Annotated in this window: 18 protein-coding genes, 4 tRNA genes, 3 rRNA genes and 1 other annotated feature; of the genes, 12 read left to right on the top strand and 13 right to left on the bottom strand. The window is 48.9% G+C overall.

The annotated features are described in order from the left end of the window. Positions 1-119 precede the first annotated feature (119 nt). Both trhP and EWA64_RS11790 read left to right on the top strand, forming a co-directional pair. On the top strand, positions 120-1,520 hold the full coding sequence (trhP, locus tag EWA64_RS11795; protein ID WP_045569249.1) for a prephenate-dependent tRNA uridine(34) hydroxylase TrhP: 1,401 nt from the start codon (positions 120-122) through the stop codon (positions 1,518-1,520). A 2-nt stretch (positions 1,521-1,522) separates the two neighbouring features. Continuing rightward, positions 1,523-1,777 (top strand): YfhL family 4Fe-4S dicluster ferredoxin, encoded by a 255-nt coding sequence (locus EWA64_RS11790; protein ID WP_039424230.1) that lies wholly within the window; start codon positions 1,523-1,525, stop codon positions 1,775-1,777. An 18-nt stretch (positions 1,778-1,795) separates the two neighbouring features. On the opposite strand, the gene mepA is transcribed toward EWA64_RS11790, so the two are convergent. Continuing rightward, positions 1,796-2,635, bottom strand: coding sequence for a penicillin-insensitive murein endopeptidase (mepA, locus tag EWA64_RS11785; RefSeq protein WP_065860338.1), 840 nt, complete (start codon positions 2,633-2,635; stop codon positions 1,796-1,798). Between the two features lie 434 nt (positions 2,636-3,069). Between mepA and EWA64_RS11780 the strand changes: the two genes are divergently transcribed. The 3 genes from EWA64_RS11780 (at position 3,070) to EWA64_RS11770 (ending at position 4,084) form a co-directional block, all read left to right on the top strand. After that, entirely contained in the window at positions 3,070-3,402 is a 333-nt protein-coding gene (locus EWA64_RS11780; protein WP_244292254.1) for a TraB/GumN family protein, read from the top strand. Between the two features lie 151 nt (positions 3,403-3,553). After that, positions 3,554-3,724: a hypothetical protein gene (locus EWA64_RS11775; protein WP_244292253.1), complete on the top strand. Its 171-nt coding sequence runs from the start codon at positions 3,554-3,556 to the stop codon at positions 3,722-3,724. Positions 3,725-3,760: 36 nt separating this feature from the next. Next, positions 3,761-4,084, top strand: coding sequence for a hypothetical protein (locus tag EWA64_RS11770; protein WP_230856384.1), 324 nt, complete (start codon positions 3,761-3,763; stop codon positions 4,082-4,084). Between the two features lie 111 nt (positions 4,085-4,195). Here the strand turns inward: EWA64_RS11770 and EWA64_RS11765 are convergent. From EWA64_RS11765 to rluD, 10 genes are all read right to left on the bottom strand, one after another. After that, positions 4,196-4,272 (bottom strand) — tRNA-Trp (locus EWA64_RS11765). 45 nt (positions 4,273-4,317) lie between these two features. Further along, a tRNA-Asp gene (locus tag EWA64_RS11760) sits at positions 4,318-4,394 on the bottom strand. Between the two features lie 58 nt (positions 4,395-4,452). Next, a 5S ribosomal RNA gene (rrf, locus tag EWA64_RS11755) occupies positions 4,453-4,568 on the bottom strand. A 112-nt stretch (positions 4,569-4,680) separates the two neighbouring features. Beyond that, positions 4,681-7,567, bottom strand: a 23S ribosomal RNA gene (locus tag EWA64_RS11750). A gap of 305 nt (positions 7,568-7,872) precedes the next feature. Next, positions 7,873-7,948 (bottom strand) — tRNA-Ala (locus EWA64_RS11745). Between the two features lie 8 nt (positions 7,949-7,956). Then, a tRNA-Ile gene (locus EWA64_RS11740) sits at positions 7,957-8,033 on the bottom strand. A gap of 62 nt (positions 8,034-8,095) precedes the next feature. Continuing rightward, positions 8,096-9,640 (bottom strand): 16S ribosomal RNA (locus EWA64_RS11735). The 16S, 23S and 5S rRNA genes sit together here with 4 tRNA genes alongside, the layout of an rRNA operon. A gap of 503 nt (positions 9,641-10,143) precedes the next feature. Continuing rightward, entirely contained in the window at positions 10,144-12,717 is a 2,574-nt protein-coding gene (gene clpB, locus EWA64_RS11730; RefSeq protein ID WP_039424226.1) for an ATP-dependent chaperone ClpB, read from the bottom strand. 107 nt (positions 12,718-12,824) lie between these two features. Then, positions 12,825-13,547: a peptidoglycan editing factor PgeF gene (gene pgeF, locus EWA64_RS11725; RefSeq protein WP_061894213.1), complete on the bottom strand. Its 723-nt coding sequence runs from the start codon at positions 13,545-13,547 to the stop codon at positions 12,825-12,827. A gap of 6 nt (positions 13,548-13,553) precedes the next feature. Then, positions 13,554-14,531, bottom strand: coding sequence for a 23S rRNA pseudouridine(1911/1915/1917) synthase RluD (gene rluD, locus EWA64_RS11720; RefSeq protein WP_061894212.1), 978 nt, complete (start codon positions 14,529-14,531; stop codon positions 13,554-13,556). A gap of 134 nt (positions 14,532-14,665) precedes the next feature. On the opposite strand from rluD, the gene EWA64_RS11715 reads away from it, so the two are divergent. The 4 genes from EWA64_RS11715 to yjjX all read left to right on the top strand — a co-directional run bounded on the left by EWA64_RS11715 (position 14,666) and on the right by yjjX (position 18,103). Beyond that, a complete protein-coding gene (locus tag EWA64_RS11715; protein ID WP_061894211.1) occupies positions 14,666-15,391 on the top strand; it encodes an outer membrane protein assembly factor BamD in 726 nt (241 codons plus the stop codon). Positions 15,392-15,767: 376 nt separating this feature from the next. Beyond that, positions 15,768-16,097: a ribosome hibernation-promoting factor, HPF/YfiA family gene (hpf, locus tag EWA64_RS11710; RefSeq protein WP_039424214.1), complete on the top strand. Its 330-nt coding sequence runs from the start codon at positions 15,768-15,770 to the stop codon at positions 16,095-16,097. 114 nt (positions 16,098-16,211) lie between these two features. Next, positions 16,212-16,332: a sequence feature (Phe leader region), on the top strand. Between the two features lie 12 nt (positions 16,333-16,344). After that, the gene (gene pheA, locus EWA64_RS11705; RefSeq protein ID WP_061894210.1) at positions 16,345-17,523 is read left to right on the top strand and encodes a prephenate dehydratase; all 1,179 of its coding nucleotides are present in this window, start codon (positions 16,345-16,347) and stop codon (positions 17,521-17,523) included. Between the two features lie 34 nt (positions 17,524-17,557). Then, the gene (gene yjjX, locus EWA64_RS11700; protein ID WP_061894223.1) at positions 17,558-18,103 is read left to right on the top strand and encodes an inosine/xanthosine triphosphatase; all 546 of its coding nucleotides are present in this window, start codon (positions 17,558-17,560) and stop codon (positions 18,101-18,103) included. 10 nt (positions 18,104-18,113) lie between these two features. Here yjjX and trpR read toward each other — a convergent pair whose 3' ends face one another. Both trpR and sltY read right to left on the bottom strand, forming a co-directional pair. After that, positions 18,114-18,422: a trp operon repressor gene (trpR, locus tag EWA64_RS11695; protein WP_039424208.1), complete on the bottom strand. Its 309-nt coding sequence runs from the start codon at positions 18,420-18,422 to the stop codon at positions 18,114-18,116. A 12-nt stretch (positions 18,423-18,434) separates the two neighbouring features. Continuing rightward, positions 18,435-20,393, bottom strand: coding sequence for a murein transglycosylase (gene sltY / locus EWA64_RS11690; RefSeq protein ID WP_061894209.1), 1,959 nt, complete (start codon positions 20,391-20,393; stop codon positions 18,435-18,437). Positions 20,394-20,713: 320 nt separating this feature from the next. Between sltY and ettA the strand changes: the two genes are divergently transcribed. From ettA to EWA64_RS11675, 3 genes are all read left to right on the top strand, one after another. Continuing rightward, complete coding sequence (gene ettA, locus EWA64_RS11685) at positions 20,714-22,381, top strand: energy-dependent translational throttle protein EttA (protein WP_061894208.1); 1,668 nt, start codon at positions 20,714-20,716, stop codon at positions 22,379-22,381. A 115-nt stretch (positions 22,382-22,496) separates the two neighbouring features. After that, positions 22,497-22,871, top strand: a complete 375-nt coding sequence (locus EWA64_RS11680; protein ID WP_061894207.1) for a PilZ domain-containing protein — start codon at positions 22,497-22,499, stop codon at positions 22,869-22,871. Between the two features lie 27 nt (positions 22,872-22,898). Beyond that, positions 22,899-23,903 (top strand): M23 family metallopeptidase, encoded by a 1,005-nt coding sequence (locus EWA64_RS11675; RefSeq protein ID WP_061894206.1) that lies wholly within the window; start codon positions 22,899-22,901, stop codon positions 23,901-23,903. Positions 23,904-23,924: the final 21 nt, after the last annotated feature.

The raw sequence follows: 23,924 nt of genomic DNA, 5'->3' as shown, positions 1-23,924 counted from the left end.
TGAAGGCGTTTTTCTCTCCTTTACCTAGTCAAAGATCACAATTTAGCGTAAAATTTGCGCCCCAATTCCATCTGGTGGAATTGGACTGACCTGAGATCAGAGAGAAGAGAAAACGAGCAATGACATCCACCAAACCTTTTGTTCCCGAGCTATTGTCACCTGCGGGCAGCTTGAAAAATATGCGCTATGCTTTTGCCTATGGTGCCGATGCGGTTTACGCCGGACAACCTCGCTACAGCCTGCGTGTACGTAACAACGAATTCAACCATGAGAATCTGCAAATCGGTATCGATGAAGCACATGCTCAAGGTAAGAAGTTTTATGTGGTGTGCAACATTCAGCCACATAACTCCAAACTTAAAACCTTCATCCGTGATCTTAAACCCGTGGTAGATATGGGCCCAGATGCGCTGATCATGTCAGACCCTGGCCTGATTATGATGGTGCGTGAAGCCTTTCCGCATATGGCCATTCACCTGTCAGTACAAGCGAACGCGGTCAACTGGGCAACCGTCAAATTCTGGGCCGCTTATGGCGTTGAACGTGTGATTGTCTCTCGCGAACTGTCACTCGAAGAGATCGAAGAAATTCGCCAACATTGTCCTGAAACCGAACTGGAAGTGTTCGTGCATGGCGCTCTTTGTATGGCTTACTCTGGCCGTTGCCTGCTCTCTGGCTACATCAACAAACGTGACCCAAACCAAGGTACATGCACCAATGCTTGCCGTTGGGAATACAAAGTTGAGCAAGGGAAAGAAGATGATGCTGGCCAGATCGTCGAACAGTTCGATCCAAACGCAGCTCAAGCAATTGAAGTACAGGAAGAGCGCCCTGAGACCACCATTGGTCGCGGCAAGCCGATTGACGATGTGGTACTGCTCTCTGAAAGCCATCGTCCAGAAGAAAAAATGGCCGCATTTGAAGATGAACACGGCACCTACATCATGAACTCAAAAGATCTACGTGCCGTACAGCACGTTGAGCGTTTGACGAAAATGGGTGTGCATTCATTGAAAATCGAAGGCCGTACTAAGTCGTTCTACTACTGTGCACGTACCGCTCAGGTTTACCGCAAAGCGATCGATGACGCGGTTGCAGGCAAGCCTTTTGACGAGAGCTTGATGGGCACACTGGAAAGCTTGGCGCACCGTGGCTATACCGAAGGTTTTCTTCGCCGCCACACCCACGATGCCTATCAAAATTACGACTACGGCTACTCAGTCTCAGACGCGCAGCAATTTGTCGGAGAGTTCACTGGCAAACGCCGCGGCGATATGGCGGAAGTGGAAGTGAAGAACAAGTTCATCGTGGGTGACAGCTTAGAACTGATGACGCCGAAAGGTAATGTCATTTTCAGGTTGGAAGCGATGGAAAACCGCAAAGGTGAAGCCATTGACGACGCAAAAGGCAATGGTCACTTTGTTTACGTGCCAGTGCCTGCCGAGCTAGATCTGCAATACGCTCTACTGATGCGTAATCTGAATGACGGTCAGGATACCCGCAACCCCACAGGTAAGTAGTTATGGCACTGCTCATCACGGATAAATGCATTAACTGCGACATGTGTGACCCTGAGTGTCCGAATGGTGCGATTTCGATGGGGGAGAAGATCTTTGAAATTGATCCCAACCTCTGTACGGAATGCAAAGGACACTACGACAAGCCAACCTGTCAGTCCGTTTGTCCGATCACCAAGTGCATTATTACCGACCCTGCACATATCGAAACTGAAGCACAACTGCTTGAGAAATTCGTCATTATTCAGGGGCTTGCCTAAGAATCACCCAGAGCGTCTTTATGGCGTTCTGTCTGTTTCAAGCACTCTCAGACAGGCCTCTGGCATAGGCGGGGGAGATGATGGTTTTTTGGGTGGCGGTGTGGGGCGAATGCTCCAACTGGTCACCTCTTCACCGCATCCATCGCCCTCTGGTGGCAGCGGCTGACTGACACATTCATCACTGTTTTGTGGGCATTTAAGGCGTACGTGCATGTGGGCGCTGTGTCCCCACCATGGACGCACCTTGCGCAGCCAATCTCGCTCGTCGCTTTTTTCCATCACGCACAGGCGCTCTTTGATCACCGGATTGATAAAAATACGCGCCACACGTTCATCCTCTGCGGCTTTTTTAACCAGCTCAAAGTAGTCATCGCGCCATACGGCCTCATCAATGTTCTGAGCTTTCACATCAACCAGACTTTCGGTCTTGGCCTCTGCCAATCGCTGTATCTCTAATGGACTAGAGTTCAGTTTTAACCAGACATCCACATCTAATCCCGTTTGATGACTCGCATGCCCATAAGCAAATCGGCCGCCACGGGGGAGACCGACGTCGGCAATCATCAAACTGGCGTGCAGTGTCTCTTTGGCATACACGCCAAGGCGCTGCACAAAGTTCTGTGTATCAGGGTGAGCAAAGTAGCGCCTTCTTTCAGCACGAACAACTTGAAATCCTTCCCCTTCCAAGGGCAAAGCCACAGCTCCAATCAGACAACCATTTGCGTAGGTACCAACGGCACGGGCATCTGCCACGAGTGGCGTAGAGACCGTTTCCCAAGGGGTCGATGCGTATGAGAAAAAGCTCGTTAGTAACAATGCGAACAGCAGATAAATTTTCTCCACTTTTCCTCCTCTCATACAATCATCCCGCGTCATTTATCTCCGTTAAGATTCCGACAGTTTAACCCACTACAACCCTGTACGTAGAAAAACCTTTCTAAAAGTAGCCTTCTCGTCAGCTCGATTAACTCCCCCAAAAACACCCACTTGAGTTCTTATTTTGCAGTCGCTCGCAGCCCAACTTCTTATTCCTGTCTTTCCCTCTACTACTCGATTGAAATAGAGGAAAAAGGAGTAGATATGTATAGATTTGCCCTAGTAAGCCTAGTTCTCCTCGCCGTGTGTAATCACACTGAACCAGAGGCGGTTGGAGATATTCACTATCAAGCGTTACTTAGCACCGATTTAAATTGTAATAACATGGATTTAAGTGAATTCGTCTCCGCAACTCACGCTATTGATATCGTCAGTGTTGGAGAGAGAACTAACCAAGGAACAGCTATAAAGCGCGCATGGCCAAGGCACTGTATGAAGAGGGTGATTTAAATTTTATCGCATTTGAAGCTGGCCTCTATGACGGGCTAGCTGCGTGGCAAAATTACCTCAACGGCAAACAAACGTTACAGGAGGCAGTGATCGGTCCCGATGCCAACTACATGTATGGACACCGTTTTAGACAAGAAGTGGCCGCATTGATGAGGTATGTTAATGATGATCCCCAGAGAGAAAAGCCGTTGTTGCTGATTGGCTACGATGCCCGCATCAATAGTGATCCTGGCTGCAGTATCATGTTCGAGGAGCTGGAAAACTATCTAACAACCAACAACTTGGAGATAGCGGACTAGAAGAAGATCAAAGAAACTGCGCCTCGTATGATGTGCCCGTGGTACACGACGCAGCCTTATACTCAAGCAGATCACCGCCTTTTAATCACCGAATTAAAGTCACTTGAAACACTGTTAGTCACACAGAAGCAAGCGGAAACGGTTCCAGAATATGATCCGCAACTACGCATTTTTTTGGCTGCAAATCGTCAAGAGTCTTCAGGCACAAGCTTATTTCATCATCAATGACATAGACAATTCCTATACCAATGCGCAGTCAGCCGAAAACTTGTACTGGCTGATTAACGAATGGTTTCAGTTGAAAGGACAAACGTTGGTCTAGGCGCACAACATCCACGCCACACCAATACAAAGCTCGATGATTTCTGCGCTACAGCAGCGCTACCCAGATCTATCAACCTATAGTGTTATGCAATTAGGTTTTAGAGGCTCGTTAGCCGCCAATACCCCAGACCACAGCCGATGGCTGAAAGAGACAGAAACCTTTAAGGAGGACAACAACACGCTGAACTACGCGTTATATTCGGCCGGATATCCTGATGTTTTCGTCAATCTCGCTACTCAACCGGATAGCATTAAACGATATTTTCAGAAAATGTTCTACTTACGTTATGCGTGGGGAACACTTACCCCACACATTCCTTGGAATAGCATGGATGGGCTTCTTTTTATTCCGCAATAAGAACCAGCAACACCAATAGAGTTCCCTAGCAAGACACGCAGGAGTTCGAGGGAATAGCGTAAAGTGAGGAATATAAAAAAGCCCCAGTCTTACGACTGAGGCTTTCAATGATGGCAGGGGTGGAGAGATTCGAACTCCCAACACGCGGATTTGGAATCCGCTGCTCTGCCAATTGGAGCTACACCCCTGCAGATTTGACAAAACCTTGCACGCTAGCAAGGTCTCTTAATAAGTGGCGGAGCGGACGGGACTCGAACCCGCGACCCCCGGCGTGACAGGCCGGTATTCTAACCAACTGAACTACCGCTCCACACGGTGTCTATTTTAAGTCTTACCTTTTCAGCGCTTCAAATAAACGGATGTTCAAAGCCTGGCGATGTTCTACTCTCACATGGGGAAGCCCCACACTACCATCGACGCTGTTTCGTTTCACTTCTGAGTTCGGGATGGAATCAGGTGGGTCCAAAACGCTATGGTCGCCAAGCAAATTCTTTCTCTCTATTTCTAGAGAATAATTCGGAAAGCTGTTTCAGTTCTTTTTTAACACATTCAAATCTGTTCTTGCTTTGAGTCCATCAAAACCCTTTGGGTGTTGTATGGTTAAGCCTCACGGGCAATTAGTACAGGTTAGCTCAACGCCTCACAGCGCTTACACACCCTGCCTATCAACGTTCTAGTCTCGAACAACCCTTTAGGACAGTTAAACTGTCAGGGAAGACTCATCTCAGGGCTCGCTTCCCGCTTAGATGCTTTCAGCGGTTATCGATTCCGAACTTAGCTACCGGGCAATGCGTCTGGCGACACAACCCGAACACCAGAGGTTCGTCCACTCCGGTCCTCTCGTACTAGGAGCAGCCCCCTTCAATCTTCCAACGCCCACGGCAGATAGGGACCGAACTGTCTCACGACGTTCTAAACCCAGCTCGCGTACCACTTTAAATGGCGAACAGCCATACCCTTGGGACCGACTTCAGCCCCAGGATGTGATGAGCCGACATCGAGGTGCCAAACACCGCCGTCGATATGAACTCTTGGGCGGTATCAGCCTGTTATCCCCGGAGTACCTTTTATCCGTTGAGCGATGGCCCTTCCATTCAGAACCACCGGATCACTATGACCTGCTTTCGCACCTGCTCGAACCGTCATTCTCGCAGTTAAGCGGGCTTATGCCATTGCACTAACCTCACGATGTCCAACCGTGATTAGCCCACCTTCGTGCTCCTCCGTTACTCTTTGGGAGGAGACCGCCCCAGTCAAACTACCCACCAGGCACTGTCCGCGACCCCGATAAGGGGCCAACGTTAGAACATCAAACATACAAGGGTGGTATTTCAAGGACGGCTCCAACGCAACTGGCGTCACGTCTTCAAAGCCTCCCACCTATCCTACACATGTAGGTTCAATGTTCAGTGCCAAGCTGTAGTAAAGGTTCACGGGGTCTTTCCGTCTAGCCGCGGGTACACTGCATCTTCACAGCGATTTCAATTTCACTGAGTCTCGGGTGGAGACAGCGTGGCCATCATTACGCCATTCGTGCAGGTCGGAACTTACCCGACAAGGAATTTCGCTACCTTAGGACCGTTATAGTTACGGCCGCCGTTTACCGGGGCTTCGATCAAGAGCTTCGCTTACGCTAACCCCATCAATTAACCTTCCGGCACCGGGCAGGCGTCACACCGTATACGTCATCTTGCGATTTTGCACAGTGCTGTGTTTTTAATAAACAGTTGCAGCCACCTGGTATCTGCGACTCTCGTCAGCTCCATCCGCGAGGGACTTCACCATCAAGAGCGTACCTTCTCCCGAAGTTACGGTACCATTTTGCCTAGTTCCTTCACCCGAGTTCTCTCAAGCGCCTTGGTATTCTCTACCCGACCACCTGTGTCGGTTTGGGGTACGATTCCATCAAATCTGAAGCTTAGAGGCTTTTCCTGGAAGCATGGCATCAATGACTTCACTACCGTAGTAGCTCGACGTCGTGTCTCAGCCTTAAAAAGAGCCGGATTTACCTAACTCTTAAGCCTACGCACTTGAACCTGGACAACCGTCGCCAGGCCCACCTAGCCTTCTCCGTCCCCCCATCGCAATTTGATCGAGTACGGGAATATTAACCCGTTTCCCATCGACTACGCCTTTCGGCCTCGCCTTAGGGGTCGACTCACCCTGCCCCGATTAACGTTGGACAGGAACCCTTGGTCTTCCGGCGGGGAGGTTTTTCACCCCCCTTGTCGTTACTCATGTCAGCATTCGCACTTCTGATACCTCCAGCATGCTTTACAACACACCTTCAACGGCTTACAGAACGCTCCCCTACCCAATGTTCAAAGAACATTGCCGCAGCTTCGGTTTACAACTTAGCCCCGTTACATCTTCCGCGCAGGCCGACTCGACTAGTGAGCTATTACGCTTTCTTTAAATGATGGCTGCTTCTAAGCCAACATCCTAGCTGTCTAAGCCTTCCCACATCGTTTCCCACTTAGCTGTAATTTGGGACCTTAGCTGGCGGTCTGGGTTGTTTCCCTCTCCACGACGGACGTTAGCACCCGCCGTGTGTCTCCCGGATAGTACTTACTGGTATTCGGAGTTTGCAAAGGGTTGGTAAGTCGGGATGACCCCCTAGCCTTAACAGTGCTCTACCCCCAGTAGTATTCGTCCGAGGCGCTACCTAAATAGCTTTCGGGGAGAACCAGCTATCTCCGAGTTTGATTGGCCTTTCACCCCTAGCCACAAGTCATCCGCTAATTTTTCAACATTAGTCGGTTCGGTCCTCCAGTTGATGTTACTCAACCTTCAACCTGCCCATGGCTAGATCACTCGGTTTCGGGTCTAATGCTAGCAACTATACGCCCAGTTAAGACTCGGTTTCCCTACGGCTCCCCTAGATGGTTAACCTTGCTACTAACATTAAGTCGCTGACCCATTATACAAAAGGTACGCAGTCACACCACGAAGGTGCTCCTACTGCTTGTACGTACACGGTTTCAGGTTCTATTTCACTCCCCTCACAGGGGTTCTTTTCGCCTTTCCCTCACGGTACTGGTTCACTATCGGTCAGTCAGGAGTATTTAGCCTTGGAGGATGGTCCCCCCATATTCAGACAGGATAACACGTGTCCCGCCCTACTCGATTTCACTGAACATGCGCCTATAACTACGGGACTATCACCCGGTATCGTTGGCCTTTCCAGACCATTCGTCTAACGCATGTAAAGCTTAAGGGCTAATCCAATTTCGCTCGCCGCTACTTTCGGAATCTCGGTTGATTTCTTTTCCTCGGGGTACTTAGATGTTTCAGTTCTCCCGGTTCGCTTCGCTGCACTATGTATTCATGCAGCGATACTGGCTTATGCCAGTGGGTTTCCCCATTCGGAAATCGGTGACTCAAGTGGCTCTTACTGCCTCATCACCGCTTATCGCAAGTTAGTACGTCCTTCATCGCCTCTGACTGCCAAGGCATCCACCGTGTACGCTTAGTCACTTAACCATACAACCCGAAAGGGTCTTTACGTTAAACAACCAAGGTTCGCTATCTCATTATTTGAATGAGCGAGATAGCTTTGATTTGCCGGACTCAATTTTGAATCGTCACTGTAAGTGACATTTCCAAGAACACTTGAATGTGTTTTGTTGGTATTTGTCTTAAAGACAAACATTGAGAACTTTACAAGTAATCTATCAATGAAGATAAATTACTTTGTCAGCTTTCCAAATTGTTAAAGAGCAAGATTTAACTTTCTATTGAAAGAAAGAAACCATTTTTAAAAACTCTCAAGAGAGAATGTTTAAAGATGGTGGAGCTATGCGGGATCGAACCGCAGACCTCCTGCGTGCAAGGCAGGCGCTCTCCCAGCTGAGCTATAGCCCCATCAGTAGTGGTGGGTCTGAGTGGACTCGAACCACCGACCTTACGCTTATCAGGCGTACGCTCTAACCACCTGAGCTACAGACCCACTAAATGCTCTAATCTAAACCGTATCAATCTGTGTGAACACTCATCGCAATAATCATCGTATAAGGAGGTGATCCAGCGCCAGGTTCCCCTAGCGCTACCTTGTTACGACTTCACCCCAGTCATGAACCACAAAGTGGTGAGCGTCCTCCCCGAAAGGTTAAACTACCCACTTCTTTTGCAGCCCACTCCCATGGTGTGACGGGCGGTGTGTACAAGGCCCGGGAACGTATTCACCGTGGCATTCTGATCCACGATTACTAGCGATTCCGACTTCATGGAGTCGAGTTGCAGACTCCAATCCGGACTACGACGCACTTTTTGGGATTCGCTCACTTTCGCAAGTTGGCCGCCCTCTGTATGCGCCATTGTAGCACGTGTGTAGCCCTACTCGTAAGGGCCATGATGACTTGACGTCGTCCCCACCTTCCTCCGGTTTATCACCGGCAGTCTCCCTGGAGTTCCCGACATTACTCGCTGGCAAACAAGGATAAGGGTTGCGCTCGTTGCGGGACTTAACCCAACATTTCACAACACGAGCTGACGACAGCCATGCAGCACCTGTCTCAGAGTTCCCGAAGGCACTCCAGCGTCTCCGCCAGATTCTCTGGATGTCAAGAGTAGGTAAGGTTCTTCGCGTTGCATCGAATTAAACCACATGCTCCACCGCTTGTGCGGGCCCCCGTCAATTCATTTGAGTTTTAATCTTGCGACCGTACTCCCCAGGCGGTCTACTTAACGCGTTAGCTCCGAAAGCCACGGCTCAAGGCCACAACCTCCAAGTAGACATCGTTTACGGCGTGGACTACCAGGGTATCTAATCCTGTTTGCTCCCCACGCTTTCGCATCTGAGTGTCAGTATCTGTCCAGGGGGCCGCCTTCGCCACCGGTATTCCTTCAGATCTCTACGCATTTCACCGCTACACCTGAAATTCTACCCCCCTCTACAGTACTCTAGTTTGCCAGTTTCAAATGCAATTCCCAGGTTGAGCCCGGGGCTTTCACATCTGACTTAACAAACCACCTGCATGCGCTTTACGCCCAGTAATTCCGATTAACGCTCGCACCCTCCGTATTACCGCGGCTGCTGGCACGGAGTTAGCCGGTGCTTCTTCTGTAGGTAACGTCAAATGATAGCGCTATTAACACTACCACCTTCCTCCCTACTGAAAGTGCTTTACAACCCGAAGGCCTTCTTCACACACGCGGCATGGCTGCATCAGGCTTGCGCCCATTGTGCAATATTCCCCACTGCTGCCTCCCGTAGGAGTCTGGACCGTGTCTCAGTTCCAGTGTGGCTGATCATCCTCTCAGACCAGCTAGGGATCGTCGCCTTGGTGAGCCCTTACCTCACCAACTAGCTAATCCCACCTGGGCATATCCTGACGCGAGAGGCCCGAAGGTCCCCCTCTTTGGCCCGTAGGCATCATGCGGTATTAGCCATCGTTTCCAATGGTTATCCCCCACATCAGGGCAATTTCCCAGGCATTACTCACCCGTCCGCCGCTCGCCACCCGAGAAACAAGTTTCTCTGTGCTGCCGCTCGACTTGCATGTGTTAGGCCTGCCGCCAGCGTTCAATCTGAGCCATGATCAAACTCTTCAATTAAAAGTTTTTTGAAGCTTTCGCTTCGGCTCAATGAATACTGATAAGTTTCTAGTCCCTAGAAGCTAGTTCCTAGAAAACTTGAATTGACTGTGCTCGATACCGAAGTATCAAATTGGTCACTCAGTTCATTGATAAATCTTTTGCGATTATCATCAACGAGTGCCCACACAGATTGATAGGTTTATATTGTTAAAGAGCTTGCTTTTCGAGAAGCTTTTCTCTCAAAGCGGAGGTGCATTCTAGCGAGTTAACTTGAAGAGTCAAACACTTTTTCAAATTTCTTTTTTAGAAGTCTTACCCTCTTATCTGCACTGCTGAAGCCTTGTGGCGTCTGCCGTGTCAGTGGATGCGCATTATAGGGAATGCTTTTTTCTTGGCAAGTGGGAAATCGCATTTTTATCGAAACCGACGCTCAACCGGTCAAATTTCAACCCACTTGGGCATTTACCACACAAAATAAGGGGCTAGGCCCCTTATTTTGTCATTTACTCGCATAGTTTTATCTATTGATGAGCAATGATCTGATCATTGCTGACCACCAATTGAATTTTCTTATCTGGCAACACTTGACCAGAAAGAATGGATTTTGCTAACGGATTTTCGACACTTTGCTGAATCGCACGTTTTAGTGGTCTCGCACCATAAACCGGGTCGAAGCCAACTTGTGCGATCAATTCCAGCGCTTTTTCTGATACTTCCAATAAATAGCCTTTTTCTTCCATCCGTTTAGCCAATCGGCTCAGTTGAATAGAAGCGATAGATTTAATGTGCTCTTTGCCCAAAGGATGGAACACCACGCTTTCATCTATGCGGTTTAAAAACTCTGGACGGAAATGTTTGCCGACAACATCCATCACTTGCTCTTTAATACCTTGATAATCGAGCATAGCGAAGTTTTCTTGGATTCGAGTTGAACCCAAATTCGAGGTCATAATCACAACCGTGTTTCTAAAATCGACCGTACGCCCCTGTCCATCTGTTAGTCGCCCATCATCCAGTACTTGCAACAAGATGTTGAAAACGTCGGGATGCGCTTTTTCGACTTCATCAAGAAGGATGACAGAATACGGCTTACGACGTACTGCCTCCGTCAGATAACCGCCTTCTTCATAACCAACGTAGCCTGGAGGTGCGCCGACCAATCTCGCCACTGAGTGCTTCTCCATGAACTCCGACATATCAATGCGCACCATGGCGTCTTCGCTGTCGAACATGAAACTCGCGAGCGTTTTACACAATTCGGTTTTACCGACCCCAGTTGGTCCTAAGAAGAGGAAGGAACCAATTGGTTTGTTCGGATCGGACAAGCCAGCACGACTACGACGAATGGCATTCGACACCACTTCTACCGCCTCTTTTTGTCCAATGACGCGATTGTGCAGAACCTCTTCCATATGCAGCAGTTTTTCTTTCTCCGCTTCCAGCATTTTTGACACAGGAATACCGGTCTGCTTAGAAAGCACTTCTGCGATTTCGTTGTCGGTGACCTTATTTCTCAACAAGGTCATCTCCTGCATTTCGGCTTGCGTGGCCAGATCCAGTTGCTTCTCAAGCTCAGGGATACGGCCGTATTGCAACTCGGACATACGGCTTAGATCCCCCGCACGGCGAGCAAATTCCATATCCATGCGTGCCTGTTCAAGCGCCGTTTTGATATGTTGAGTGCCCGACAAGGCGGCTTTTTCTGCATTCCAGATCTCTTCTAGCTCTGCAAACTCACGCTCTTTTTCGTTCAACTCTTCATTGAGCGAGCGTAGACGCTTTTCACTCGCTTCATCATGCTCATTGCTAAGCGCCTGTTGCTCAATTTTCAATTGAATGATCTTGCGCTCTAGTTTATCCAGTGCTTCTGGTTTGGAGTCGATCTGCATGCGAATACTGGACGCTGCTTCATCGATCAAATCAATCGCTTTATCCGGCAACTGTCGATCTGAAACGTAGCGATGGGACAAACTGGCTGCCGCCACGATCGCAGGATCGGTAATTTCGACATGATGGTGCAGTTCGTAACGCTCTTTCAAACCTCGCAGGATAGCAATGGTATCTTCCACGCTTGGCTCATCCACCAGCACTTTCTGGAAACGTCTTTCTAATGCTGGATCTTTCTCAATGTACTGGCGGTACTCATCCAAAGTCGTCGCACCAACACAGTGCAGTTCGCCACGAGCCAAAGCAGGTTTGAGCATGTTGCCTGCATCCATTGAACCTTCGCCTTTACCCGCGCCGACCATGGTATGCAACTCATCGATAAAGAGGATGATATTGCCCTCTTCTTTAGAGAGTTCATTCAAAACCGATTTGAGGCGCTCTTCAAATTCACCACGGTATTTCGCTCCGGCTACTAAGGCGCCCATATCGAGTGACAGCACGCGGCGACCACGCAGCCCTTCAGGAACTTCATTATTAATAATACGCTGCGCTAATCCCTCGACTATTGCGGTTTTACCGACACCGGGCTCACCGATGATCACCGGGTTGTTTTTGGTACGGCGCTGCAATACTTGAATGGTACGGCGAATTTCATCGTCGCGGCCAATGACCGGATCAAGTTTGCCCTGCTCTGCTCGCTCGGTAAGATCGATGGTAAATTTTTCAAGTGCTTGGCGCAGCTCTTCCGCATTCGGGTCATTGACTTTCTGACCGCCACGAATTTGTTCAATCGCTTGGCTCACTTTTTGTTCTGTGAGCCCCAATTCTTTAAGTAATTGACCTAACGGACCTCTGTCTTCAAGAGCGGCCAGCAGGAAAACTTCCGACGAGATGTAACTGTCTTGGCGCTTCTGCGCAATTTTGTCACAGAGATTGAACATGGTGCCCATCGATGAGGACAGCTGTACATCACCGCCAATACCACTGACTTTCGGCAGGCGATCCAACATTTCACTGAGCTTGGAACGCAGATGCGTGACATCCACATTCAAGATGGTCAGCAACGGTCTGATTGGGCTGCCATTTTGATCGAGCAGCGCCACCATAAGATGAACGGGTTCGATGTATTGATGATCGCGCCCTAACGCCAATGACTGTGCATCAGAGATAGCGATTTGAAACTTACTGGTAAATCGATCAAGACGCATACCTACCTTCCCTCAACTGAAATGAATGGTTTAATCAGTATGAAAGATGGATACGTGCCAGACGTTTTTCAAGGGGGACTAAAGCGGATGTCGCACAAATTATGCTGTTATTCTTCCATCCAGATAAAGCTGGCCTGACGGCCAGTAACGCCATCACGGCGGTAGGAAAAGAACTGGTCCGAATTACGGTAGGTGCACATCTGAGATGAAAAGACTTGCCTAACACCTGCACGATTCAGACGCTGAGTCGCGAGCAAAAATATATCGGCAAGCCACTTTCCACTTTTCTCTTGTGCCACAAAGGCTTTAGCGGCTTGTGGATCAAAGTCGGTGAATGCCTGACGGACATCATCGCCTACCTCAAATGCCAAAGGACCAATCGCTGGGCCAAGCCAAACCATGACTTCACCACAAAACTTGTCGAGCGCGTTTTCCACGATGCCCGCAGAAAGGCCACGCCATCCTGCATGCACTGCTGCAACTTGGGTGCCTTGTGCGTTGGTGATCAGCAGCGGCAAACAATCCGCCGTCATCGCACTACACACCACTCCGACGGTTTGGGTAAATAGCCCGTCGGCATCCAACACTTGATCTGTCGGAGTCGATACCTCTGCCACTCGTGTTGAGTGGGTTTGATTCAACCACACTGGCGCGCTTGGCATTTGCGCCTTTTGGGACAACCAAAGGCGATTTTCCCTAACTAGGTGAAGCTCGTCCCCGACATGCGCGCCCAAGTTTAGGCTCGCATACGGAGCATACGAAAAACCGCCTTCACGCGTTGACGCAAAGGCTTTGATATTTTTCGGAGCAGGCCAGTTAGGGAGAATCATGGTTGATCAGTAGACGTCCGGTAAGCCATGTTCTTGAGTATCACGGCGTAGTGTTTCGGTTAACTCAACCATATCATCTGGCACCGGTGCATGGAACTCCAGCTCTTCACCAGTGATAGGATGATTAAAGCGCAGCATGACAGCATGCAGTGCTTGACGATCAAAGCCACGTATCATCTCGACCACGTCATCAGACGCGCCAGATGGAATACGCGCGCGCCCACCGTAAGCAATATCGCCAAGCAGTGGATGCTGAACATAGGCCATATGCACACGGATCTGGTGAGTACGTCCAGTTTCAAGACGTAAACGCAAGCGTGTGTGCTCACGGAAATGCTCTGCTACACGGTAATGTGTTACCGCCGGTTTGCCCATAGGGCTGACTGCCATCAAGGTACGTTTGGTTGAGTGGCGACCAATTGGTTGATCCACTTTACCGCCTGCGGTCATACGTCCAATCGCAATGGCTTCATACTCACGGGTAATGTCGCGTTTTTGTAGCGCTCGCACGAGGCGAGTTTGCGCCGGAACGGTTTTCGCGACCACCATCAAACCTGTTGTGTCTTTATCCAAACGATGCACGATACCCGCACGAGGCACTTCTGCAATTTCCGGACAATGAAACAGCAGTGCATTGAGCACAGTGCCATCAGGGGTTCCTGCCCCGGGATGAACCACGAAATCACGCGGCTTGTTAATCACTAAAATGTCGTCATCCTCGTAGACAATATCCAGGGGAATATCTTGCGCTTCCCAGCGCTCTTCGTCTTCAAGCTCGGCGAGCACCGTGATCAGTTCGCCGCCCATCACTTTCGTACGGGGTTTGGTGATCACCTCACCGTTCACTTTTACTTTTCCGTCCAACAACCACTCTTTCAGGCGCGAACGAGAAAAATCGGCGAACAATTCTGCGATAGCCTGATCAAGTCGTTGACCCAATTGGCTATCTTTTACGGTATTTGTTAATTCAATCTGCTGAGCCATATCGAACTTTTTTAAAAACTGTGAGACTAATGCTCACTACTGTGGAAAAATAGTTGTTGTTCATTGTATCCGTTACTGACGAGAAAGTAACGGAAGCTTAAGAAATATTTAGAATCAAGGAATCGACTCCTGACATGAAACACCATACTTTATCAGGCCTTTTGGCAGTATCACTGCTGTTTGGATGTTCAAGCAGTGAACAAATTGTTCCTGATGTGCCGCCAGCCGAGCTGTATTCAGAGGCACAAATTTCTCTTCAAAGTGGTAACTGGCTAACGGCGATTGAGAAACTTGAAGCGCTCGACTCCCGTTATCCGTTTGGTGCTTATTCGGAGCAAGTGCAGCTTGATTTGATTTATGCCTATTACAAGAACGACGATCTCGCCCTAGGGCTGGCAACGATCGCCCGCTTTACGCGGCTCAATCCAACCCATGAGAAAATGGATTGGGTACTTTACATGCGCGGCCTTACCCACATGGCGCAAGATCGCAACTTTATGCATGACTTGTTTAATGTTGATCGCAGCGATCGCGATCCTGAACCGGTCAAAGAAGCATTTGATGATTTTAAGAAGCTGCTTGAGCGCTACCCAAACAGCCCGTACGCGCAAGATGCACAAAAACGCTTGTTTGCACTGAAAAATCGTTTAGCGGAGTATGATCTTGCGACGGCGGATTATTATTTACGCCGCGAAGCTTGGATTGCGGCAATTAATCGCTGCCAAGAGTTGCAGAAGACCTATCCAGATACCAATGCAGCGAGAAAATCTTTGGCGATCCAACTTAAAGCCTATCAACAGTTGGGACTAGAAGATGCGGTTGCGAGAACGAAAGAGCTGATGCGCCTCAATCCACTCTAATACGCCTCTTTTGATGATTCCGTTTACAAACGCAAAAACGCCGCTGAGAAATTCAGCGGCGTTTTTTTTCATTCTCTCTTGCCCACGGGTGGCGATCACATTTTTCACTTGGTGAAATTTTGACTATAGATTTTACTTAGGCAGTAAAAAATCCCTGAAAAATGGTTTAATTTCAGCGAACTACTCGATTCAATCTACTGCTTTCCAAACGAATCTCAAGCTTTTTCACAAGAAAAATCGACAAGCCTTGCTTAAGATCACATTCTGTTTAGCCACTTAACACACCATAATAAATAATGATCTTGGTCACATTTTTTTTAGTTCAAAGTCGTAATCTGGAGTCAACCCATGAGGGATACCACAGAGGAAAGCATCTATGAAAGTAAACATCACTGGTAAAAACATTGACATCACCTCTGCTATCCGCACTCACATTGAGAGCAAATTTAAGAAGTTAGAAAAATGGCAAGCGGACATCATCAGTTGCCAAGCCACCTTTAGCGAAGAACCGAACAAACAGAAAAAATTTGAGGCCGTGATTAAGGTTCCTAAAGGTCAACTTATCGCTTCAGCGGTTAACGACGATTTGTATGCTGCCATTAATGAAGTGGAGCAAAAACTGGAAAGACAGCTAAACAAACTACAGCACAAATCCGAAGCGCGTCGCGCCGAAAAACCTGAGTTGGTTGAAGAAGAAGACGAATAAAACGAATTCATTTTGTGAGAGGAAATAGCGCCGCGAGGCGCTATTTTTTTGCTTGACGCTCTAAGCCTGCTTGCTTATTGTGTGGTTAAACGTCACCAAGAAAGATATTTATGCAATTCAATCTACTGTTTATTTTTGACTTCTTTTTCCTCCCCTAACCGCCGGAGGCAAAGCCGTTTGTGAAAGAAAAGTCAAAAACAAACAGAAAGCCTCCCAACTCGGGGGCTTTTTTATAAGGAATACCAAGATGACTGACCAGCCAATCTCACTTGAAGAGATCCGTCTGCGCTTAAATGACCTCGACGACCAATTGCTTAGCCTCCTCTCTGAGCGCCGTAAACTCAGTATTGAGGTGGCGAAAAGCAAAGTGGAGACCTCAAAACCCGTGAGAGATGCCAGCCGAGAGCAGCAATTACTGGTTAAGCTGATCAATAATGGACGAGAAAAATATCAGCTTGATGCTCAATATATTACCAAGCTGTTTCATACCATCATTGAAGACTCGGTACTGCTGCAACAATCTTATCTGCAGAATTTGTTGAATCCTGAGCAAAGTCGCAAACCACTCGCGCGCGTTGCCTTTTTGGGTGCAAAAGGCTCTTATTCACACTTGGCCAGTCGAGAGTATTTTAGCCGTAAAAACACGGAACTGATTGAGCTCAACTGTGAGCATTTCAAAGAGGTGACACAAACCGTTGAATCCGGTCATGCTGATTTCGGCGTTCTGCCGATCGAAAACACCAGCTCAGGCTCAATTAATGAAGTGTATGATCTGCTGCAACATACCACACTCTACATTGTTGGCGAGTTGACCCAACCGATTGAACACTGCTTGGTGGCGACCAAAGAGCTTCGGCTTGAACAGATCAAAATACTTTACTCACACCCACAACCACACCAGCAATGCAGCGAGTTTCTCAGCCGTCTTAAAGGGGTCACACTCGAATCTTGTGCCAGCACCGCCGATGCGATGAAGAAAGTGCAAGAGCTGAATCGCGATGATGTGGCCGCCATTGGCAATGCTTCCAGTGGCAAACTGTATGGCCTGCAACCTATCCAAGGCAACATCGCAAACCAAACAGAGAACCACACGCGTTTTATCGTGGTTGCGCGTAAGCCGGTGGAAGTCTCAGCACAAATCCCAGCGAAAACAACTCTGATTATGTCGACGTCGCAAAAGGCGGGCTCGCTGGTCGAAACCTTGCTGGTATTGCAACGCTACGGCATCAACATGACTAAGCTGGAGTCGCGTCCTATTATGGGCAACCCTTGGGAAGAGATGTTCTATGTGGACTTAGAAGCACACCTAGATTCCGAAAGTATGCAGCTTGCGCTCAATGAGCTCACCAAGCTGACTAAGCACTTGAAAGTACTTGGCTGCTATCCGAGTGAAAATGTCAAACCGACCCAAGTCAAACTAGCCTGACAGTAGCAAATGAACCACGGTGAGTAAAAAGATCATGGCAACTCAAAAAGTGATTATCGCGTCACTCAACCCAGCTAAGCTCAGTGCGGTTGAAAGCGCCTTTCAACAAGCCTTTCCACAGCGCAGTTTTACCTTCAGTGGTGTAAGCGTCCCCAGTGAGGTGGCGGACCAACCGATGAGCGATGAAGAAACCCATTTGGGCGCACTCAATCGGGTAAAAAATGCCAAACAAGCGGTCAGTGATGGCGATTATTATGTGGGCTTGGAAGCGGGCATTGAGGGTGATATGACCTTTGCCTGGATGGTGATTGAATCGAACACTCATCGCGGCGAATCACGCTCGGCCAGTTTAATGCTGCCCCCCGCGGTGCTGGCAAAGCTTGCCGATGCCAATGAGCTGGGCGATGTGATGGACGAGGTGTTTGGCACCGACAACATCAAGCAAAAAGGAGGCGCAATTAGCTTGCTGACGCAAAACCTTCTTACGCGCAGTTCGGTTTATCACCAAGCTTTGATTCTGGCCTTGATCCCTTTTACCAATCCACAACATTTCCCGGCCAATTTGGCAAGCAAGGGTTAAAAAAGGCGGATTATCCGCCTTTTTTATTGGCCTCCAGCAAGGTCATCAACACCGCTTTCTCTTCATCAGATCGCGCTTTGAGTTCGTTAGAACCACGGGTAATTGTCGCCACGCCAACGCCCAGCAGTTGGCTGATCTGACGCTGAGAAAGCTCGCCTTTCAACAACTCACGCACAATGTTCACCCGAGAAAGCAACGCTTCTCTTTCATCCGGGGTCATCAACATGGTCAGCAACATCTCATGCTGCCCCTGCTCGACACTGTGTTTAACCAGTTCAATGATTTGCTGCCAGTCTGAATACTCGGGTTGTTGCGACATTCTCTACCTACTTCAATACTTGGTTTCGAGCTCATGCTGATTGAGGAACGCACCATCAACCCCCAAAATATCCCGATAGTAGTTCTCAAACATCAGGATATTTTGCACGTAGCCACGGGTTTCTTTAAACGGAATCGCTTCGATAAAGGCGTACGCATCCAATTTTCCGCCCGTGCGCTCACGCCAGCTATTTACTCGGTTAGGTCCGGCATTATAAGCCGCAAACGCAAAAATTCGATTATTATCGTACTGCTCAAGGAGCCCATTCAAATAGTGGCTACCAATTTCGATGTTTTTCCCCACCTGATATAGCTCGTCCTCTCCGGTGTAACTCAACTGATATTTCTTCGCGGTGTAGCGCGCCGTTGAGGGCATGATCTGCATGATGCCGCGCGCACCGACTGGCGATCTTGCTTCCACATCCATCGCGCTCTCTTGCCTTGCCAGCGACATCAAGGTGATCGGATCAATATTGTGTTTATTGGCGTAAAAATTAAACCACCAGCGATGCGCCACGGGAAAACGCACTTCCACATTGTCCCACATTTTGGCAGAAATACTGGCGGTAACGGTTAAATGGTACCAACGCTTGGAAGCGGCGTACACGGCAAGCATCGCTTGGGTGTCATCGTCAGTTCGCGAGAGCAAGTAACGCCACTCGCTCTTCGCTGCGGCAATTTTATCCAGTGCGATCAACTCTTCGATCCGCTGTAGCGATGTTCGAAAAGGGGCGAGCCGTTCGTTCTCCAGTTTTAAGGTCGTGACGGGGTATTCAATCGACTGCCCGACCTCTTTGGCGGCCGCCACGCTGTAAAAATTGCGCTGCCCGAGCAGTGACTCTAAACGCTGTTTGCCTTGCGTTACTTTGCCAAGCGCGATGTCGCTACGCCCCAACCAATATTGCCAACGAAGCGATTGGCGATGTTCGTCATCCAGACGTAAAATCCACTGCCGCACGCCCGCCCAATCGGCCTCTTGTATCGCTAAGCGCACGCGCCTTTCAATCAATGTCTGCCGTGATGACTGGGCTAGTGTCTTGTCTCTCCACGCCGCTAGTTTCTCATCGTCCGTATTGATCAAGCGAAATGCCACATACTCTGCCAACTCTTGCGCTTGTGGCTTGGGTATTTTTTGCGCTTTGACCACATCACTCAAGACGGCTTGTGCCTCGACCACATCCTTACGGGTTAGTTTTTTAAACGCGTGCACCGCTTGCATACGGTTGAAATCGTTGGCTTTGCTTTTTTTGGCAAACTCAGCAACCGATTCAGGTTGGGTAAATAACGCTTTCATCTGCTGCGCTTGCTTCTGCGCCTTAGCACTCTGTGGCAACTTCATCAGGTAAGTCATCAAGTTGCCATTTTTCTCTTCAAACGCCAGCAACATGCGCTGCAAGATGAGTTCATCACTGCGAAGCCCGGCTTGCTCCCAAACGGCAAACAGGTGATCGCACTCATCCGCTACCCCTTGACCGCTCAACCATAGCCGTTTGGCTGCGGCAAAGGCTTTATCTCGCGCCCCTTGCTGGTAATGTGCATAGTAGTAAATGCACTGATAACTCTCTCCATTAGGCTCTTGGCGTTGAAACGTCAGGACATTTTTCCAATCCTGCGCTTGATAAAGCGCATCAAGATAAGGTGCACGAATGCGCCCAGAGAAAGGATAATCCTCTGATTGGGTAATAAAACGTTCCACCTCAGCTGGCGTTTTATCTTTCAGCTGCAACAAAAAAACACGGTAATCGAGATAAGGAGTTAAGGCATAACTGTCCAATTGCGGACGCAACTTGGCAAACTCGTCAAGATCTTTGTTGTCTAGACTTTGTTGCGCTTGTTGATACATTTCTCTCTGCTTTTCCAAGCTCGCGATATCCGCGGCGCTCACCGTCACTCCAGTCAGCCCACACAAAAGACCCACCAAAGCTCGACAAGGTTTGGGCAGTCTTAAAAAATTCAGTCTCATTCGAGTCATATCCTCTGACGTTTTGTCGCCACTTCTAAATTCCCGATCTTAAGCTCTCTTACTTGGTAAGAAGCGCAAGCGACGATATGCATCTATTTACTCTTATTCATTACACCTTTGTAAAGGTGACAGATGTAAATAATAGTGATTTCATTTTAATGAAACACCATTAGAGGGGAAACTCACTTGACCAACACCTGACAGACCATCTTCAGTCAGATTGCGCTTTGATTCTAGACGACTAAAATCACCTTCGACAGTAACAAACGGGCGTCAGTTGATATAAAATGGCGACCTTACGTGGATTTTAATCTTAGGAACGATCGGCAATGGCTGAATACGTATATACCATGTCGCGGGTGAGCAAAATCGTGCCACCTAAGCGTCAAATTCTGAAAGACATTTCTCTTAGCTTCTTCCCAGGCGCAAAAATCGGTGTCTTGGGTCTAAACGGTTCTGGTAAATCTACCCTACTACGCATCATGGCGGGCATCGACACCGATATTGACGGTGAAGCACGTCCTCAGCCGGGGTTGAAAGTTGGCTATCTGCCACAGGAACCAGTGCTAGACGAGAGCAAAACCGTACGTGAAGTGGTCGAAGAAGCGGTTGGTGATGTCGCTGGCGCGCTGAAACGCTTGGATGAGGTTTATGCGGCCTACGCCGATCCGGATGCAGATTTTGATGCACTGGCCAAAGAGCAAGGCGAATTGGAAGCGTTGATCCAAGCCAAAGACGGTCACAACCTCGACAACGCGCTGGAGCGTGCAGCAGATGCACTGCGCCTGCCAGAATGGGATCAAAAAATTGCCCATTTGTCGGGTGGTGAACGTCGTCGCGTTGCGATTTGTCGCCTGTTGCTGGAAAAACCAGACATGTTGTTGCTCGACGAACCGACCAACCACTTGGACGCAGAGTCAGTGGCTTGGCTAGAGCGCTTCTTAGTGGATTACTCCGGTACCGTAGTGGCCATCACCCACGACCGTTACTTCCTAGATAACGCCGCTGGCTGGATTTTGGAACTGGACCGTGGTGAAGGTATTCCTTGGCAAGGCAACTACACCTCTTGGCTAGAACAGAAGGATGCGCGTCTGCAACAAGAAGCGTCTCAAGAAAAAGCGCGCCAAAAGACCATTGAGAAAGAGCTGGAATGGGTTCGCCAAAATCCAAAAGGCCGTCAGGCAAAATCAAAAGCGCGTATGGCTCGTTTTGAAGAGCTACAAAGCACTGACCATCAAAAGCGTAATGAGACCAACGAGCTCTTCATTCCGCCAGGTGAGCGCTTAGGCGACAAAGTCATCGAAGTGAAGAATCTAACCAAATCGTTTGACGGTCGCGTGTTGATCGACAACCTTTCTTTCAGCATGCCTAAAGGCGCCATCGTCGGCATCATTGGTGCAAACGGCGCGGGTAAATCGACACTGTTCAAGATGCTCAGCGGTGTTGAGCAACCCGATTCCGGCACCATCGAAATGGGTGATACGGTGAAACTAGCGTCGGTTGATCAGTTCCGTGACTCGATGAACGACAAAAACACCGTGTTCAAGGAGATCTCGGAAGGCGCTGATATCATCAAGATCAATAATTTTGAGATCCAAGCGCGTGCTTACTGCTCTCGCTTCAACTTCAAAGGCGTCGATCAACAGAAGATCATCGGTGAGCTATCCGGTGGTGAGCGCAACCGCGTGCACTTGGCGAAGCTACTAAAAGCAGGCGGCAACGTTCTGCTACTCGACGAACCGACCAACGATCTCGATGTTGAAACACTGCGTGCGTTGGAAGAAGCGTTGCTTGAGTTCCCTGGCTGTGCCATGGTGATCTCGCATGACCGTTGGTTCCTTGACCGTATCGCCACGCACATCATTGATTACCGTGATGAAGGTCAGGTCAACTTCTACGAAGGCAACTATACTGAGTACATGGAGTGGCTGAAAAAGACCCTCGGTCCAGCGGCAGCAGAGCCTCACCGAATCAAATACAAGCGTATTACCAAATAACTCATTACTGCTTGAAATTTGTGCAAGGGCCGCTAATATAGCGGCCTTTATTGCAAATACGGTCTTATGTTTCCTGTTGCCAAGCAGCCCTAAATCGTCAATTGAGAGAGTAAACATGGCTGAACGACGTCGATTTTCCCGAATTATCTATCAAGTACCAGCGCGTCTGGTGCAAGGTGATCTGGTGCTAGACACCACCATTCAGGACCTCTCATTGCACGGGTTGTTACTGCGAACAGACTCAATACACACGTTGAAAAACGACGATCTGGTGTTGGTGTACTTCACACTTTCAGATAGTGATATTGATATTAGTCTCGAAGCAGCGGTAGTAGGCTTTGATCAACAGACGATTAGACTTAAGATTAATCACATTGATATCGAAAGTATCAGCCATTTGAAACGCTTGGTTGAACTCAATGTCGGTGACGATGCTCTCCTACACAGAGAAATAGAGTTTCTCTCTGATCTCGGTGAGCTTGAAGACTAATTGTCTGCTCGATAAGTCGAAGTAACGATGTCCAAGAAAATTACCATGCAGATCCCCACTCAAAATGGGGATCAGTTTTTTTATTTGGCTAAAGGCACTGTCTTTACCATTTTGCTTTCCCTGACCGCCCTGCCGATCTCACTCGGTGGCGGTTGGTATTTGTACCAAAAGCAAAGCGGTGAATCGCAGTCTCTGCAGTCACAAGTCGCTCATCTCACTGCTGAAAAGCAGCAGTTAGAGATGGAATATCAAGAGCAGTTGGATGTAAACCACTCGCTTTCTCAATCCTTGACCGAAAAAAGCAATCAAATCCAATTACTTGGCAAACGTGTCTTTGATGTGGAATCCGTACTCGGCCTTGCCGACGAAGAACTGCTGATTGACGAAGCCAATCTCGAGAACCGCATCGATGCCGCGGCGGTCGACTCAGCGGTGCGCGCGACCATGTTCCGCCTATTGCCGAATGATACGCCGATGGCTTACCAGCGGATCTCCTCTTCTTTCGGTCGCCGCACTAACCCGATCACCGGAAAACGCCACACACACACGGGGATTGATCTCACCTGTAAACGCGGCGAAGAGATCGTCGCGCCGGCTGATGGTGTGGTAGAAACGGTGCGCCCGAGTAAAAACGGTTTTGGCAACTTCCTGACCATGCGTCACTCTTTTGGTTTTATGAGTTCCTATGCGCATTTGCAGCATTTCAAAGTGAAAAGTGGCCAGTTCGTCAGTAAAGGGGATGTGATTGCCACCTGTGGAAACTCTGGCAATTCCACGGGTCCTCACCTGCATTACGAAGTGCGCTTTCTTGGCCGGGCACTCAACCCGCAATACTTGATGGATTGGACACCAGAAAACTTCAACCATTTGTTTGAAAAAGAGAAAACGGTGAAATGGGCACCTTTGGTAGAGATGATCAGCAGCGTGGTGCGCCTGCAAGTCAATCTGACCAATTCACCCTATCGCGATGCGAGCATCGAGACGGTTGCCAGCGAAGAAACGCCCAGTGTCGAGCCACTGCAAACCAACTAACCAAACCGCCAATAACAAAGC

Origin of the sequence: Vibrio cidicii, assembly GCF_009665415.1 — a bacterium.
GTDB classification, from domain to species: Bacteria; Pseudomonadota; Gammaproteobacteria; order Enterobacterales; family Vibrionaceae; genus Vibrio; species Vibrio cidicii.
Note: the sequence above shows the minus strand (reverse complement) of the source record. Positions and strands in the feature narration are given on the sequence as shown.

Coding starts and splice junctions, on each gene's coding strand:
- pheA (WP_061894210.1), top strand. CDS start 16,345: ATGACTGACCAGCCAATCTCACTTGAAGAGATCCGTCTGCGCTTAAAT.
- yjjX (WP_061894223.1), top strand. CDS start 17,558: ATGGCAACTCAAAAAGTGATTATCGCGTCACTCAACCCAGCTAAGCTC.
- EWA64_RS11675 (WP_061894206.1), top strand. CDS start 22,899: ATGTCCAAGAAAATTACCATGCAGATCCCCACTCAAAATGGGGATCAG.
- mepA (WP_065860338.1), bottom strand. CDS start 2,635: ATGAGAGGAGGAAAAGTGGAGAAAATTTATCTGCTGTTCGCATTGTTA.
- trpR (WP_039424208.1), bottom strand. CDS start 18,422: ATGTCGCAACAACCCGAGTATTCAGACTGGCAGCAAATCATTGAACTG.
- EWA64_RS11790 (WP_039424230.1), top strand. CDS start 1,523: ATGGCACTGCTCATCACGGATAAATGCATTAACTGCGACATGTGTGAC.
- trhP (WP_045569249.1), top strand. CDS start 120: ATGACATCCACCAAACCTTTTGTTCCCGAGCTATTGTCACCTGCGGGC.
- EWA64_RS11715 (WP_061894211.1), top strand. CDS start 14,666: ATGAAACACCATACTTTATCAGGCCTTTTGGCAGTATCACTGCTGTTT.
- rluD (WP_061894212.1), bottom strand. CDS start 14,531: ATGGCTCAGCAGATTGAATTAACAAATACCGTAAAAGATAGCCAATTG.
- ettA (WP_061894208.1), top strand. CDS start 20,714: ATGGCTGAATACGTATATACCATGTCGCGGGTGAGCAAAATCGTGCCA.
- sltY (WP_061894209.1), bottom strand. CDS start 20,393: ATGACTCGAATGAGACTGAATTTTTTAAGACTGCCCAAACCTTGTCGA.
- EWA64_RS11780 (WP_244292254.1), top strand. CDS start 3,070: ATGGCCAAGGCACTGTATGAAGAGGGTGATTTAAATTTTATCGCATTT.
- pgeF (WP_061894213.1), bottom strand. CDS start 13,547: ATGATTCTCCCTAACTGGCCTGCTCCGAAAAATATCAAAGCCTTTGCG.
- clpB (WP_039424226.1), bottom strand. CDS start 12,717: ATGCGTCTTGATCGATTTACCAGTAAGTTTCAAATCGCTATCTCTGAT.
- hpf (WP_039424214.1), top strand. CDS start 15,768: ATGAAAGTAAACATCACTGGTAAAAACATTGACATCACCTCTGCTATC.
- EWA64_RS11680 (WP_061894207.1), top strand. CDS start 22,497: ATGGCTGAACGACGTCGATTTTCCCGAATTATCTATCAAGTACCAGCG.
- EWA64_RS11770 (WP_230856384.1), top strand. CDS start 3,761: ATGATTTCTGCGCTACAGCAGCGCTACCCAGATCTATCAACCTATAGT.
- EWA64_RS11775 (WP_244292253.1), top strand. CDS start 3,554: ATGATCCGCAACTACGCATTTTTTTGGCTGCAAATCGTCAAGAGTCTT.